The organism is uncultured Campylobacter sp. (assembly GCF_938031315.1).
Lineage (GTDB): Bacteria > Campylobacterota > Campylobacteria > Campylobacterales > Campylobacteraceae > Campylobacter_B.
In genome coordinates, this window is the sequence record NZ_CALHHT010000006.1 from 1 (window position 1) to 13,842 (window position 13,842).

Here is a 13,842-nt window from a genome sequence, read left to right on the forward strand (position 1 = left end):
AGCTTAAATCATTCGCCGCGGAATTTAAAATTTCGCCCGCCGAATCCGAAGAGCCGCCGCAAAGATCTGCTAAATTTTTAAAGCTTGCCGCTCTAAGCGCTAAAAATTCTCTCTTTGCCTGTGAGGCGCGACGTGCGAGAGCCGCTACTTCCGCAGCACTTACGCTAGAGCTAAAGCCTGAAATTTTAAAATTTGAGCGGTGCACCTTCATCAAGATCGCCGTGTTTTCATTGATCGCTTCTTCGTAATCGTCCGGCTTGGTTTTGTTCGTAGTGCCGATCTCTACGAGCTTTGCGCCCGAGTTTGCCATCACTTCGCTTACTCGAAAGCTCCCGCCGATCTCGACTAGCTCGCCGCGGCTTACCACCACTTCGCGTCCGCGTGCGAAGGTATTTAGCACCAAAAAGACCGCCGCAGCGTTGTTATTTACCACGAGTGCGTCCTGCGCGCCGAAGAGCTCGCTGCACAAAAGCGCTATGTAGTCGTATCTGTTGCCGCGCGCCCCCTCGGATAGGTCGTATTCTAAATTTGAATATGAGGTGATGATCTTTTGCGCGCGGGCTAAAATTTCGGCGCTGATAACGCTGCGGCCGAGGTTTGTGTGTAGTACGACGCCGGTTGCGTTAATAAGCGGTTTGAGGCTTAGATTTTGAAATTTTTCGTAGCGCGATTTGATGCGCGCGATGATCTCGCTTTCGCTTGCGACCGCGCCTCCTTGCAGCGCCTTTTCGCGCTCCTGCCGGATGAGCTCTTGCGCGATTTTGATGATTTGCGGGCGGAGACAGTTTTGAAACTCCCGCGCGTTTGCGATTTTGTCGATTTTTGGTAGTTTGATTCGTTGCATTGCGACCCCGATGCCTTAAAATTTAGGCGATTTTAGCAAAATAAGCTTTTGCAAAACTTTATTTTGAAAGATCGCCCCGCGCGCAGAGGCTTTGCTGCGTTTTTAAAATTTTAAGCAAGCCTCTTGCGTAAGCTATAAATTTAATACGCCGAGTTTTGGCGGACACTTTTTGTGAGGTTAAAATTTATATTCTAAGTTTAGTCCTGCGCTAAGTCCTTTTCGCTTGCCTACCATACCTTCAAATTTAGCTGCGGCTTCAAAATTTCCTAGATTTTTTAGCTTCGCTCCAACCTCCGCAATGCCGGTATTGCCCTTCATCGAAGGCGAAGCGATGTCCGTACCGTAGGCTAAATTTAAACCCTTTGCCTTACCGTCCAATTCCCGCTCATAAGCAAGCCCGCCGAAAAGATCCAGGCTTTGCCCCAGCTCGTAGGAGTACTTAAATCCGAGTTTCGTTCTTAAGGAGTCGCTCTGTTTTAAAAGTATGCTTTCGGAATTTATCTCGACCTGCTTTTTGCCCACTCTGGTAAAAAAGAGCTTCGCGTAAAGATCTAGGTCCGAAGCGTCGCTTATCTCAAATACCTTGCCAATTCCTGCGTGCGCGCCGTAGTAGTTTCTGTTAACGTCGTAGCTTGCTTCCGTACCGTCCGGTAGCACGGCTTTGTAATCCGTTTTGATCCTGCCGATCTTTGCGGAGGCTTCGACGTAAAAATCGCTAGGCAGATCAAGCTTGCCCAAAACGCCCGCGCCGTAATATCTCATATGGCCGCTTCCTCTGATATCGGATATGTAGTTTCCGTTAAAAGTGCCGCCGAATTCGTTGAATGTATCGTATCTGCCGCCGCCGAATTCCATAAAGAGCGAGGTAAGCAAAGAGTCAAATTCCTTCGCTAAACCTAGCGCAAATGAGGCTGATCTGACATCCACGTGCGAACCCGATTCCAGCCTCATATCCGAAGCTTTCATTCCGCTTAGCACCGCGCCGCCCGCGCCGTCGCTGCTTAGATTGGAATTTGATAGGGCATCAAAGCTCTGTCCGATCAAAGCCATCGCTCCTGCGGTAGGCTCTAGGATGCTTTTCTGGACGGTATCGATCAGCCTTTTTGCGTTATTTACGCCTCCGCCCTGATTATCGCCTATAGGCTCGGATGGCTCCAGCGGCGTTAGTGGAGTAACCTTGCTTCGCACCACCGCGTATAGCTCCTTGCCTTCGCTGGCTTGCTCCTCGCCGTCTTTTTGCAGACCGAACTCATATATCGTAGAAATTCCCGCCATAGCTTGCAGATTTTCCTTATGGTTCGTCATTTCCGCAGGATAGATTATGCCTTGAGGATTTTTTAGCAGGACGATCTTGTCGTTTTTATTTAGATTATTGCTCTGCCCGCCCATAGTAACGGCGAGTTTGGCTATATTCAGATCGGTCTTTTTATCGCTCGTGATGTAGCCCCATTTGGTTCTTCCGCTTAAATTTAACACGACGTCGTTCGCTCTAATATCGCTCGGCAGGTAAAAATTTATCTTTTCGAAATTTAAAATATTACCCGCGTTTATATTTTTTCCGCGGACGTTTAGCGTGTTTCCTTTGACCGAGTCGTTGAAGTTATTTCGGTTGCCGTAACCGCCGACTATCGTATTTAAATTTAGCTCGCTTGCATCTAAATTTACGATGTTATCGATCGCTACTAAGGAATTTGACTTGCCGCCGTATATGGTGCCTCGTATCTCGCCGCCTCTGATGGTTACGATATTTCCGTGCACATTGCCTCTGCCGTCGGAGTAAGCGCCTCTGACGTCTTTTTCGATAACGCCGCCTTCGATCGTCACTTCGTTTTTCGTTATATCATCGCCCCTGGTGGAATACCCGCCGATGACGTTTCCTTCGATCCTGCCGTTTTTAATTAAGACGGAATTTGAAGCAAGAGTGTTGCCGTTGGTGTAGCCGCCGTAGACGACTTGAACTATTCTGGTATTGGCTCCGTCGATTACGACGCTGTTTCGCTCGGCCCTGCCGCCTACTTCCGCAGAGCCCCCATAGACCATCTGGATACCGCCGCCGCCGTTTATAAAGACCTTATTATCGTTGGAGTGTAATTTGCCGGGTACCATTTCGGCAGCCAATCCGCCGTAGATGAATAGGCCTTTGCCATCATCGATATTTGGCGGCGTACCGTTCCAAATGAGCGTATTGCCGGAGAAATTATTGGTTTTTTTACCGGCATTGAAATTACAGTACCCATTCATAACCGCATCCATCTCCAGATACGGCTCGTATTGAGATTTCGGAGTATCTGCATTTATGGTTACGGTTTCCGCTCCGTACAAAGAACCCATCACTACAAAAGATAGTAGAATTCCCACTCGCTTCATTTTGCAATCCTTTAAAAAGAAATTTGGATTATTTTTTGATTATATTTAAACATAGGTTTAATACACCTTAAACCAGGTATAGCGTAATTTAAATTTATATTATAAATTATATTTAGATTGATTTATCCTCTGCGCCCAAGAGCATTTCATTTTTATAAAAAAGCGAGCGGCGCTAAATTTACGAAAAATTTATAAATTAAGAGTAAAAGGGGCTTAATTTTATCAATTAGGATAGATTATGAAAGATTTTGGATTTTATAGCGCCGGGTTTTCCGATGTGGTTTTAAGCGACGGCATCGAAATTTGCGGCGATGAAGAGGGGGCGAAAAACGAGGAATTTATCGTCGCCAACTCGCCTAAATTAAAGGCTCAAATTTACGCGCCGCAGATAAATTTTTATATCGCAAATACCAAAGACGAACCGCTGGTAATCGCGCAAAACGTAGATATTTTATACGAAGCCGCCGCTGCTGCCTTTGACGGCGCGCTGTATAGCGATCATCAAAAGCCTGTGGGCAAAAACGTCATCCTTGCCTGTGACGAGCCGCAAGAGGAACTCGTGGCGCTATTAAAGCAGCACGGATTTAAGGTGATTGCGCTAAGCAGAGACGAGATAAAGTTCGTTTACGGCGAGATCGGCGATCTTAGCGTAAGCATTTCGGGCAAAGAGGGCGAGTTTGAAGTACAAAGCGATTTTTTCTTGGTGCGCGGCGCGCAGGCATATCAGCTGCGCCAAAGCGGCTGCTATGAAATTTCGGGGCTAAAAGACGGTGAAATTTTAGAAATTTTGCAAAGCAAAAGCCCCGTTTATCGCTACCGAAATTCTACGATTTTCGATCCCGCGATCTGCCAGTATCAGGGCAGGCGAAACGATCTGTGCGCAAAATGCGTCGAAGTCTGCCCCACCGTTGCGATTTTGAAAAACGACGAAAAGCGCGAGCTCGTGTTTTCGCACATCGACTGCATAGGCTGCGGCGAATGCGTGAGCGTCTGCCCTAGCGGCGCGCTGAAATTTGCCAAGCTGCCCCAAAGAGTATTTGGCGAGATCGCAAAGCTCTATGCAGGCAAAATTCCGCTTCTCATCGCAGAGAGCGAAATCGCATCCGCACCTGCAGTGCAGCTTCCATGCGGCGTGCTACCGTTTGGAATTTTTGGAAGCAAGCAAATAGATGAGGCAAATTTGCTAAGCGCGATGCAAGAAAGCGGCTCGAGCGTGATCGTTTACGGCGCAGACGTGGGCGAGAGCACGCGCGAAGCGGTGGAGCTTATCAATGGAATTTCGCGCGCGATCTACGGCAAGGACGCGGTATTTTTAGCGCGAAATTTAGCCGAGCTACAAGAGGCGCTAAAGCAGGCGCAAAGCTCTCAGCCCTGGGCGTTTAGCTTAAACGAGCAGGGTCTTAGCAAGAAAGAAATTTTTTCCAAACGCGTAAGCGCGATGGTTGGCGATGGTAGCTTCGGCGTCGTAAAAAGCGGAGAGTTGCTAAAATTTGGCAAAGTAAGCATAAACGAAGCAAGTTGCACGCTCTGCCTTAGCTGCGTGGGCGCCTGTAATACCGGCGCGCTGTATGCCGATAACAGCGACAATTCGATTAAATTTAACGCCTCGCTTTGCACGACGTGTAACTACTGCGTGCTAAGCTGCGCCGAAAAGGATACGATCGAGCTTGAGCCTTGCGGCGTGGAGCTTGAGCCGGGATTTTTTAATTACAAAATGCTAGCTAAAGACGAGCTTTTTAAGTGCATCGAGTGCGGTAAGGAATTCGCGACGAGCAAAGCCGTGATGAAGATCGCGGATATGATGGGTGCGCATTTTGCAAACGAGCCTGAAAAGATGAAGACTCTTTTTTGCTGCGGCGATTGCAAGGCGAAAATAATGATAAAAAAGCAGATAGAAGATGCTAGAAAAGGGGCAATGTAATGGATGCGAATCTACTTCAAGCAAGAAGCTACTACTACGAATTTTTTGCAATTCCGTTTTTTTTCTATGAAACGGATGCGAAATTTAAGCGCTGGAAGGAACAGCTGGAGTTTTTACGCAGCTCGCCCATTGTGCCTAGCGATGAGGCGGAATTTCAAAATTTGGCGAAATTCGATTTTGCAGCGTTTAAAAGCGAGCAAAATTCCGTGCTTTTTGATTTTTCATACGCCAACGTGCCGATGAGTGCGAGCTTCTACGACGAGGGACGCGACGATGGGCGTATGCGTGTCGCGGTAATCGACGTGCTAAAAAAGAGTAAATTTCGCCGCAATATGGAGCTTTGCAAGGAGTGCGAGGATTATGTGGGATTTATTTTTTACCTGCATTCGACTCTGCTGCGCGACGCGGCTGCAAAACATAGCGCAGTTTTAAACGGACAAAATTCCGTGGCAAACGAGCAAAATTTTACGAATAGCGCGAGCTTGACGGCGCAAGACAGAAAAAATTCTGTAGATTTGCATGGCAGTAAAAATTTTACAGGCCCGCAGGATGGTAAAAATACTGCGAGCGCGCAATATGCTAAAAATTTCATCGGTGCGCAAGACGGCGAAACGCTGGCGTTAGAGCTTTTTACGAATGTCACCAACAGCTTTGTGGATGAGTTTAGCGAGCTTTTGTGCGGGCATGTGCGGGCGGATTTTTTCAAATCATTAGGCGCACTAATGAGAAGCTTTTTTGCGCTTGAACGCTCGCTTTTAGCGCTTGCTGCTCCGCAAAAGAAAGATCGTAGCGTCGTTAAAGAAGCGATCAAAAAAGGCGGCTATCAAAATAAATTTACCAATCCGGAAGATATTTTTAATCTGGATTGATAAATAAAATTTTTAACGGAAATCTTAACGCAAAAGCAGAATTTCGGTTAAATTTTAAACTCGCAAACTCTAGTTTTGCGAGTAGTTTTTTAGTTAGAACTTTATATTTTGAATTTTAAATAAAATTTAAAAAGTAACTTAAAATTTAATTTCCATCTCACTGCCTTTTCGTTATAATTCATTAGACTTAAATCCTGTAACAGGCGTTACTACAATAAAAGATTTAAAGCGATTTCTTCACAAAGGAAAACCATGGAGAACAAACGCAGAGATTTTCTTAAAAAATCTCTAAAAATCGGCGCGGTAGGCGCCGTGGGCATTGCCGCATCTCAGGCTCTAGCGAAAAGCGAGCAGGATTACGGCGATACCGTTCGTGGCAAATCACCGAAAAAAGAGGTGCTTTACTGGGAGAGTGAAGCGTGGAAAAAATACTATAAAGTAGCTTACTAGGAGAATTTTCATGAGTGAGAATGCGATCGGAAGGAGATCGTTTTTGAAACTCGCCGCTTTAGGAGCGAGCAGCGTAGCTGCGTTTGGCGAAAATAATACGCTAAGAGCTGCTACTGAGCAAGAGATCAAAAACCCATTTCCAGGTTCCGTTATGAAGCGAACGATATGTTCGATCTGTTCCGTAGGCTGCGGTATTGAGGCTCAAGTGGATGAGAGCACCAATACCTGGATTCGCCAAGATATGGCAGTAGATCACCCGATCTCGCAGGGCAGTCACTGCTGTAAGGGAATCGATCAAATCGATCTAACCAAATCTAAAATGCGTCTTAAATATCCGCTCAAAAAGGTTGGTGGCAAGTGGGAGCGCATAAGTTGGGAGCAAGCCGTTGATGAAATCGGCGATAAAATGCTTCAAGTCCGCAAAGAGGACGGCCCAGATAGTGTGGTATTTCTGGGTTCGGCTAAATTTTGCAACGAGCAGGCATATTATTTTAGAAAATTTGCAGCCTTTTGGGGTACAAACAGCAACGACCACGTAGCCAGAATTTGACATAGCGCAACAGTCGCCGGTGTGGCGAATACTTGGGGTTATGGAGCTATGACAAATCACGTAGGCGATATGGCGAAAAATTCTAAAATGATCCTTTTCATAGGTGCGAATTCCGCGGTTGCAAATCCAGTGGGAGCTATGAAACATGCTCTTCAAGCTCGCGATAGAAACGGCGCAAAAATCGTCGTCGTCGATCCAAATTTTACTAGAACTGCGGCTAAGGCCGATATGTATATTAGAATTCGTCCGGGAACCGATATAGCGTTTGTGTACGGAATGCTGCATCTAATCTTCAAAAACGGCTGGGAAGATAAAGAAGTAATAAAAACCAGAACCTACGCCGTAGATGAGATCAAGGCGGAAGCTGAGAAGTGGGATCCTAAAGAGGTAGCCAATGTTACCGGCTGCAAAGAAGAGGAGCTGATAGAATTTACGAGGATGTTCGCTACTACAAAGCCCGCTACTTTATGCTGGGCTTTAGGCATTACACAGCACTCGATCGGAAGTTCAAATACTAGAATTTTGGCTCTTTTGCAGCTCATACTAGGCAATATGGGCAAGCCAGGCGGTGGCTGCAACATCCTTAGAGGTCACGATAATGTTCAGGGTGCTACCGATATGTGCAATCTCTCGGATAGCTTGCCTGCGTATTACGGGCTAGCCGATAACGCTTGGAAGCACTTCTGCAAGGGCTGGGGCGTAGATTACGAGCAGTTTATTAAAAGATTTGCCGTCTCTACTAAGCAGCCGCACGAAAAGCAGGGTGAAAAAGTGCCTGGTACGAATTTTACCGAGTATTTTCACTACGATCCGAGCATCGAGCAAGATACGATAAATTGGCGCAACGAAAAGGGCTTTTCGCTATCTAAATGGTGGCAGGGCGTTTTGAAAAACGAGCCCGTTTTAAGTAGTGGCAATGTCCGCGTTCTTTGGGTGCAAGGCACAGGAATTACTTCTATGGCTCATGTTCGCGAGACTCAAGAAGCATTAGGTAAGATCGATATGCTGGTAGTCGCCGAGCCGTTTTTAAACGAAGTAGCGATTCTAAACGATAGACCGGATGGAATTTATGTTTTGCCGGTAGCTACGCAGTTTGAGAGCGAAGGTCATCTAAGCGCTACAAACCGTAGCGGTCAGTGGAGAACTCAGATTGTTAAGCCGCTATTTGAGAGCAAAGAAGATCAAGAAGTAATGTTTTTATTCGCGAAAAAATTCGGCTTTTACGACGAATATGTTCGCGGCATGAAGATGGGCATCGTTGACGGTGAGCTTAAGCAGGTTAAAGACGATTTTGTTTGGCCTGACGACGCTACCGATGAGATCGCACGCAATACTCAAAGTATTGGAAATAACGGTCGTACCGCAGCTAGATTTCGCAGACAACAGAAAAATTGGCATCTATTTGATCCCGATACTTTGCGCGGCATAGGCGGAGAAGTAGAGGGCGAATACTACGGACTTCCATGGCCTTGCTGGGATACGCAACACCCGGGCACGCCGATTCTTTACGATGTAACTAAGCCTTATGCCGACGGCGGTATGGGCTTTAGAAACCGCTTCGGCTTAGAGCACGACGGCGTTTCGCAGCTAGCCGACGAGAGCATTACCCTTCCGGGATCAAAAATTCAAGGCGGTCATGCGGAGATTACAAAAGCAAATATCGAACAGGTTTTAGGCATTACGCTAAGCGAGGATGAAAAAGCCAAGATGGGACCTACGTGGAGCACAGATTATAGTGGCATTATCGCTAAAAAATGCCGAGAGTTTGGAATTTGTCCTTGCGGAAACGCAAGAGCCAGAGCCAAGGTTTGGCAGTTTGCGGATCAAATTCCAAAGCATCGCGAACCGATCCACTCGCCTAGATGGGATTTGGTAGAGAAATATCCGACCTTTGCGGATCAAAAACGAAATTTCCGCGTCTTTACGAGATTTATCTCCGAGCAGAAAAAGCAGGATTGGAGCAAGGATTTTCCTACCATCGTAAGCTCGCTAAGGCTCGTAAATTTAAGCGGCGCGGGCATGATTGAGCGAACGAGCAAGTATCTTTCGGCGATTACTCCGGAGATGTTTGCGCATGTAAATCCTAAGCTTGCCGCTGATAAAGGTATCAAAGATGGCGAGATGATGTGGATTCATTCGCCGCAAGGCACTAAGATTAAGGTTAAGTGCATCTATTCGCACGCCGTTACGCCCGATCGTATTGTTATGCCGTATAACTTCGCGGGAATTTTCCAGGGCGAGGATCTAAGCGAGCGCTATCCTGAGGGTACTAAGCCATATATTAGAGGCGAGAGTTCAAATACGATTACAAACTACGGCTTTGACATAAATACGCAAATTTCGGAATTTAACGCCGGTCTTTGCAGACTAGAAAGAGCATAAGGAGATAAAATGCCGGCAAGATTAAAATTTTACGTCGATGTCGAGCGTTGCATCGCTTGCTATGGTTGCCAGGTAGCCTGCAGCTCGGCTCACGAGGTTCCCGTGCAGATCAATAGGCGCAAGGTTATTACTTTAAACGAAGGCATAGAGGGGCAGGAGGTTTCAAGCTCTATCGCTTGCCAGCACTGCACCGATGCGCCTTGCGCGCAAGTTTGCCCGGTTCAATGCTTCTATATCAGAACCGACGGCGTCGTTTTACACGATAAAGATAAATGTATCGGCTGCGGATACTGCCTTTACGCGTGTCCGTTTGGCGCTCCGCAATTCCCTAGAGACGGAGCTTTCGGTATCAAAGGCGCGATGGATAAGTGTACTATGTGCGCGGGTGGACCGGAGCCTACGTTTTCGCACGAAGAGCTACATAAATACGGCCAAAACCGCATCGCAGAGGGCAAGGTTCCGATTTGTGCGGCGATCTGTTGCACGAACGCTCTAATCGTGGGCGACGCGAGCAGAGTTTCGGATGTTTATCGCAAGCGCGTACTTACGCGCGGCGTGAGCCTATAAGATTGTGGAATTTTAAACGCCTACGATTTAAAATTCCGCCTCTTTTACAGAAATTTCAACCGAGCGGCGGCTTTAAATTTAGCGGTCGCTCGGCGCAAAATTTTATTTAAAAATTCCACTCTTGCCCATTCGCCACTAGATTATTTCAAAAAATCGCTTTTTGCCGACATTAAAATTTTAAATTTATGCTACAATCACTCAAATTTAGGATTTGAAATCTTAAGCGAAAGGATCCGTCTTGAAAAATAAAATTTCACTTTTTTTGGTCATTTCGGCGTTTTTGATTTTTACAGGTTGCTCTAAAAACGTGCCCGTAAATAGCGGCATCGTGCGCACTTCCGAGCCACTTCACATTATGGAATTTCCGCAGGATAAACTCATAAGCGTAAATTTCACCAATACCTCGACGACGGATTCAAATTTAACCCAGGTAGTGATTCAGCATCTGCGTGCGGACGGATTTAAGGTCGTAAATAAAAGCGCGGCGAACGTCCAAATCGGCGGCAATCTTAACTACTTCCGCAAGGCGGATTTTTCGCGCAGATCGTGGGATAATCCGAGATTTAGCTTCGGTATGGGATTTGGCAGATATTACAGATATACGGGCGTGGGCGTGGGTTGGGGGATGCCGTTTGGTTATGATCCTTGGTATGACGACGATTATTACAGAGACTACTTCTACGACTCGCAGATTAGCCTCTACATAAGCGTTAAAAACAAGGGTGCTTGGAAGGATTACGTAACTAATCTCAACTACCAAAGCATCAAAAATCCAGGCTCTAAAGACTCGGTAATGGATGCGCTAAATTTTAAAATTTATGAATATATAAGACAACTGATTAAGCAGGGAAGATGATAGTAAAAGAGAATAAAAAGCCCGTAGCTATGACGCTGGCGGGGTCGGCGATTTTGGCGCTCGCTAGCGGATATTGCTACCACGCGGGCTTTGGCGGCGCGGCGCTTTTTGCTTCCGTAGTGGCGGCATTTTGCGCGTTTTTTTGCGCGCTCAGACTCGGCGCGAAAAATTATTTGCAGATCGGCGAGGACGCCCTGACGATCGTGCGCGGCGCAAATTCCGAGAGCTTCGAATACAAGGATATCGCAAATTTAGGCACCAAAACCTTCGTCGCGGGCAGAAACAAAACGGAGCTTTTAAATTTTGTATTCAAAAAAGCGCCGCAGGCGCAGGATCGCTTTAATTTTTTACGATTTTACAGCGACACGGAGGCTACGCTGCCGGGCTCGTTTGAAATTTCGATCTACGAGCTGAGTAAAATTTTGCGCGAGAAAGCGGGTCTTTCGCAAAGCTCTGAGGAAGAACAAACCGCTTCAAAAGCTCGCAAGGGTGCTAAGGGCTCTAAAAAAAGCGCGGGTAGCGGTAAAAATTTTAAAGCCAAAAACCTCCGCGATGAAAATTTCGCTTTGCAAAATTCCAGCGAAAATTCCTGTGGCGCACAAAATTTAGATGAAAATTTAGGCGCGGAGAATTTCGGCGTGGCACAGGATTTCGCCGTGCAAAATTCTAATAGCGCCGCTAATTCAAACGGCGCGCAGAATTTAAAGGGCGCTTCAAATTTAAATGCCCAAAGCTCCGCTACGTCGAATAATGCTGCTTCCTCAAATAACGCCGCTGAGGGCGAAAATTTCATAGGCGCCGAGAATTCTGCGTCTAAATTTTCTGCGGGCGATAATGAGCTTGACGCTGCGCCCGAAAGTGTGGCAGCGGCTGACTCTGATGCCGAGATGCAAAGCTCCGCCTGCGAAAGTAAAAACAGGTAGAGGCGCGGCCTTGAACTCCTTACCGATCGGAATTTTATTGCAAGGAGCCGCGCTGATGCTCTCGCTCATCGTCGCGATCGGCGCGCAAAACATCTTCGTCATCTCCCAAGGTCTTGCAAAAAACCACGTCGCGGCTGTTTGCACGGTCTGCGCGCTAAGCGATGCCGTATTTACGGGCATAGGGATATTTTTAATCGGCGGCGCCCTTAAGCAGGGCTCGCTTATTACCCAAATTTTAGGCATAGGCGGGATCATATTTCTGCTCTGCTACGCGCTAAGCTCGTTTTTTAGCGCCTATAAGGGCTCGCATTTTGCCAAGATCCAAAACTCGGCAAATAGCCCGCTGGCGCCCGTCGTAGCCAAAGCCCTTGCGGTGACGCTTCTAAATCCGCACGTGTATTTAGACACCGTCGTGGTCGTGGGTTCGCTCGGCGCTACGATCGCAGATGCCCAGAAGCCGTGGTTTTACGCGGGGGTTATGTTTGTATCGTTTGCGTGGTTTTTCGGCTTGGGCTACGGCTCGCGGGCGCTTTCGAAGCTTTTTGCAAGCAGCAGAGCATGGCGCATAATCGACGCGCTAGTGGGAGTTTTGATGCTGTATATGGCGTATCTGATCGCGAAGTTTGTCTTTAAAATTTAAAATTTCACGCTAAAATTCCGCATTCTTGATAAAGGATCTATGATGAAAATTGAAATTGAAAGCGGGCTCGAACTAAAAGAGGCCTTGTGGCGCGTAGAGAAAGCTCTGCGACTAGTGACCGACAAGGACGGCAAAATCACATCGAGCGTGACGCTTTACGTGGGCAAACATTCGCTTTTAAATTTACTCGATACCAACCAGATCGAAAATATCCAAAACGCCTATGCGCGCGCCAGGACGGAATTTCGCGCGGAGATGCTGGGCGTGCTGGAGGGCTTTTTATCGCAAGAAGACCCCGAGAAAGGCGCCGAATACGCGCTGTTTAATCAGCTCTATCAAATGGCGATGACCGCGGGCAGGAAGAGCGATATCTTTATCCATGTCCAGGGCATCAGCGAAAACGAGGTTGTGCTGCGCGTCTATCAGCGCTTCGAGCTTGACGACGGCGTGATGATCTACTACGCAGGCGGCGAGTTTAGCTACACTTTGGATGAAAATTTCGGCAAGATTTATCGCTACGAAATTTGATTTTAACGCTACGGCGCGAGATCGGTGCTGCCTCGATCGTAAATTTTGCGTCCGCATTATGCCTCTTTGCCGCGGGGACGCATAAATTTAAACTCTAAAACACATGGCGAGTTTAAATTTAGACGAACTTTCTGCGACGATAGAATTCCGCTCGGTTAAAATTTATCGTAATTCCAAATTTAAAGCTGCATGTAAATTTCGCCACGTTACCGCCGGCGTTCGAGTCTGCCTTGTTTTACGCTTGCCAAAATTTTAAGTCGAGCTCGCATGAAATTTCACTCCTCAGGCACGCAAATTTCGCCGCGCCGCATAGCTTTTACCGTGTAAAAGCCCACGATACCTATAAAAACACACAAGATGGCAAAACCTGCAACTCCCGCAAACAAGAAAAATTTGATCCCGTTAAACTCAAACGCTCGTAAAAACGCGATGCTAGCCGCAGCCGTCGGGAAGGTAAACGCCCACCACGAGAGGAAAAATTTAAGCCGCAAAAAGCTTTTAAACATAAAAAGGATGAGAAGCGCGAAAAATAGCGTGACGTAGAGCATGATCTTTGCCGTCACGTCAAAGCCGCCGGTGAGTTTGACGTAGTCTAAAAACGCCATCGCAGGCGGCGCGATCACGATAAAAAGCGTCGGGATAAATTTCTGCGGCATCTGATCGTGAAAGATGATGCGGTAAAACAAAACCGCAAAAAGCACGGGCCAAAAAAATATCCCGATCGCAAAGTAATACCACGCAAGCTCGCTCGCGGCGGGCGCTGCAAGCGGGACAAAGAGATTGCCCACGATCGGGATGAACCACGCGGGGTTTGAGTGCGCGATCTGGACGTTATTTTTGATCCAAAAAGACACGACGTGCAGCGTAATAAAGGTCTGAAACACGACGCCCACGCAAAAAAGCGTGTCATAAACGGGTGCGAAGTCCCGCCAGAGCGAGGCGACC

Annotated in this window: 12 protein-coding genes; 9 read left to right on the forward strand and 3 right to left on the reverse strand. The window is 47.1% G+C overall.

From position 1 onward, the window contains the following. Both selA and Q0236_RS00100 read right to left on the reverse strand, forming a co-directional pair. Nucleotides 1-844 (reverse strand): L-seryl-tRNA(Sec) selenium transferase (gene selA, locus Q0236_RS00095; RefSeq protein WP_297913553.1); only part of this gene is annotated, 844 nt, incomplete at its 3' end. Between the two features lie 177 nt (nucleotides 845-1,021). Beyond that, a complete protein-coding gene (locus Q0236_RS00100; protein WP_297913556.1) occupies nucleotides 1,022-3,211 on the reverse strand; it encodes an autotransporter outer membrane beta-barrel domain-containing protein in 2,190 nt (729 codons plus the stop codon). A gap of 238 nt (nucleotides 3,212-3,449) precedes the next feature. Between Q0236_RS00100 and Q0236_RS00105 the strand changes: the two genes are divergently transcribed. From Q0236_RS00105 to Q0236_RS00145, 9 genes are all read left to right on the forward strand, one after another. Beyond that, nucleotides 3,450-5,132 carry a 4Fe-4S dicluster domain-containing protein gene (locus Q0236_RS00105; RefSeq protein WP_297913559.1) on the forward strand — a complete coding sequence of 561 codons (1,683 nt, stop codon included), beginning with the start codon at nucleotides 3,450-3,452 and terminating at the stop codon, nucleotides 5,130-5,132. Next, nucleotides 5,132-6,001, forward strand: a complete 870-nt coding sequence (locus Q0236_RS00110) for a molecular chaperone TorD family protein (protein WP_297913562.1) — start codon at nucleotides 5,132-5,134, stop codon at nucleotides 5,999-6,001. The genes Q0236_RS00105 and Q0236_RS00110 overlap by 1 nt, the downstream gene beginning before the upstream one ends. 252 nt (nucleotides 6,002-6,253) lie before the next feature. Next, nucleotides 6,254-6,451: a twin-arginine translocation signal domain-containing protein gene (locus Q0236_RS00115; protein WP_297882827.1), complete on the forward strand. Its 198-nt coding sequence runs from the start codon at nucleotides 6,254-6,256 to the stop codon at nucleotides 6,449-6,451. Nucleotides 6,452-6,461: 10 nt separating this feature from the next. Continuing rightward, entirely contained in the window at nucleotides 6,462-9,383 is a 2,922-nt protein-coding gene (locus tag Q0236_RS00120; protein ID WP_297913565.1) for a formate dehydrogenase subunit alpha, read from the forward strand. 9 nt (nucleotides 9,384-9,392) lie between these two features. After that, nucleotides 9,393-9,950, forward strand: a complete 558-nt coding sequence (fdh3B, locus tag Q0236_RS00125; RefSeq protein ID WP_297913568.1) for a formate dehydrogenase FDH3 subunit beta — start codon at nucleotides 9,393-9,395, stop codon at nucleotides 9,948-9,950. A 238-nt stretch (nucleotides 9,951-10,188) separates the two neighbouring features. Continuing rightward, complete coding sequence (locus Q0236_RS00130) at nucleotides 10,189-10,806, forward strand: hypothetical protein (protein ID WP_297913571.1); 618 nt, start codon at nucleotides 10,189-10,191, stop codon at nucleotides 10,804-10,806. Beyond that, complete coding sequence (locus tag Q0236_RS00135) at nucleotides 10,803-11,729, forward strand: hypothetical protein (RefSeq protein ID WP_297913574.1); 927 nt, start codon at nucleotides 10,803-10,805, stop codon at nucleotides 11,727-11,729. Before Q0236_RS00130 ends, Q0236_RS00135 begins: the two co-directional genes overlap by 4 nt. A gap of 10 nt (nucleotides 11,730-11,739) precedes the next feature. Beyond that, nucleotides 11,740-12,369: a LysE family transporter gene (locus tag Q0236_RS00140; protein ID WP_297913577.1), complete on the forward strand. Its 630-nt coding sequence runs from the start codon at nucleotides 11,740-11,742 to the stop codon at nucleotides 12,367-12,369. Nucleotides 12,370-12,411: 42 nt separating this feature from the next. Beyond that, nucleotides 12,412-12,897: a hypothetical protein gene (locus Q0236_RS00145; RefSeq protein ID WP_297913579.1), complete on the forward strand. Its 486-nt coding sequence runs from the start codon at nucleotides 12,412-12,414 to the stop codon at nucleotides 12,895-12,897. Nucleotides 12,898-13,172: 275 nt separating this feature from the next. Here Q0236_RS00145 and Q0236_RS00150 read toward each other — a convergent pair. After that, the coding region (locus tag Q0236_RS00150; protein ID WP_297913582.1) for a C4-dicarboxylate ABC transporter at nucleotides 13,173-13,842 on the reverse strand (670 nt) is incomplete at its 5' end.

What these genes read in the sequence shown, in the direction of transcription:
- Q0236_RS00145 (WP_297913579.1), top strand. Translation starts at nt 12,412, where the DNA reads ATGAAAATTGAAATTGAAAGCGGGCTCGAACTAAAAGAGGCCTTGTGG.
- fdh3B (WP_297913568.1), top strand. Translation starts at nt 9,393, where the DNA reads ATGCCGGCAAGATTAAAATTTTACGTCGATGTCGAGCGTTGCATCGCT.
- Q0236_RS00100 (WP_297913556.1), bottom strand. Translation starts at nt 3,211, where the DNA reads ATGAAGCGAGTGGGAATTCTACTATCTTTTGTAGTGATGGGTTCTTTG.
- Q0236_RS00105 (WP_297913559.1), top strand. Translation starts at nt 3,450, where the DNA reads ATGAAAGATTTTGGATTTTATAGCGCCGGGTTTTCCGATGTGGTTTTA.
- Q0236_RS00135 (WP_297913574.1), top strand. Translation starts at nt 10,803, where the DNA reads ATGATAGTAAAAGAGAATAAAAAGCCCGTAGCTATGACGCTGGCGGGG.
- Q0236_RS00115 (WP_297882827.1), top strand. Translation starts at nt 6,254, where the DNA reads ATGGAGAACAAACGCAGAGATTTTCTTAAAAAATCTCTAAAAATCGGC.
- Q0236_RS00110 (WP_297913562.1), top strand. Translation starts at nt 5,132, where the DNA reads ATGGATGCGAATCTACTTCAAGCAAGAAGCTACTACTACGAATTTTTT.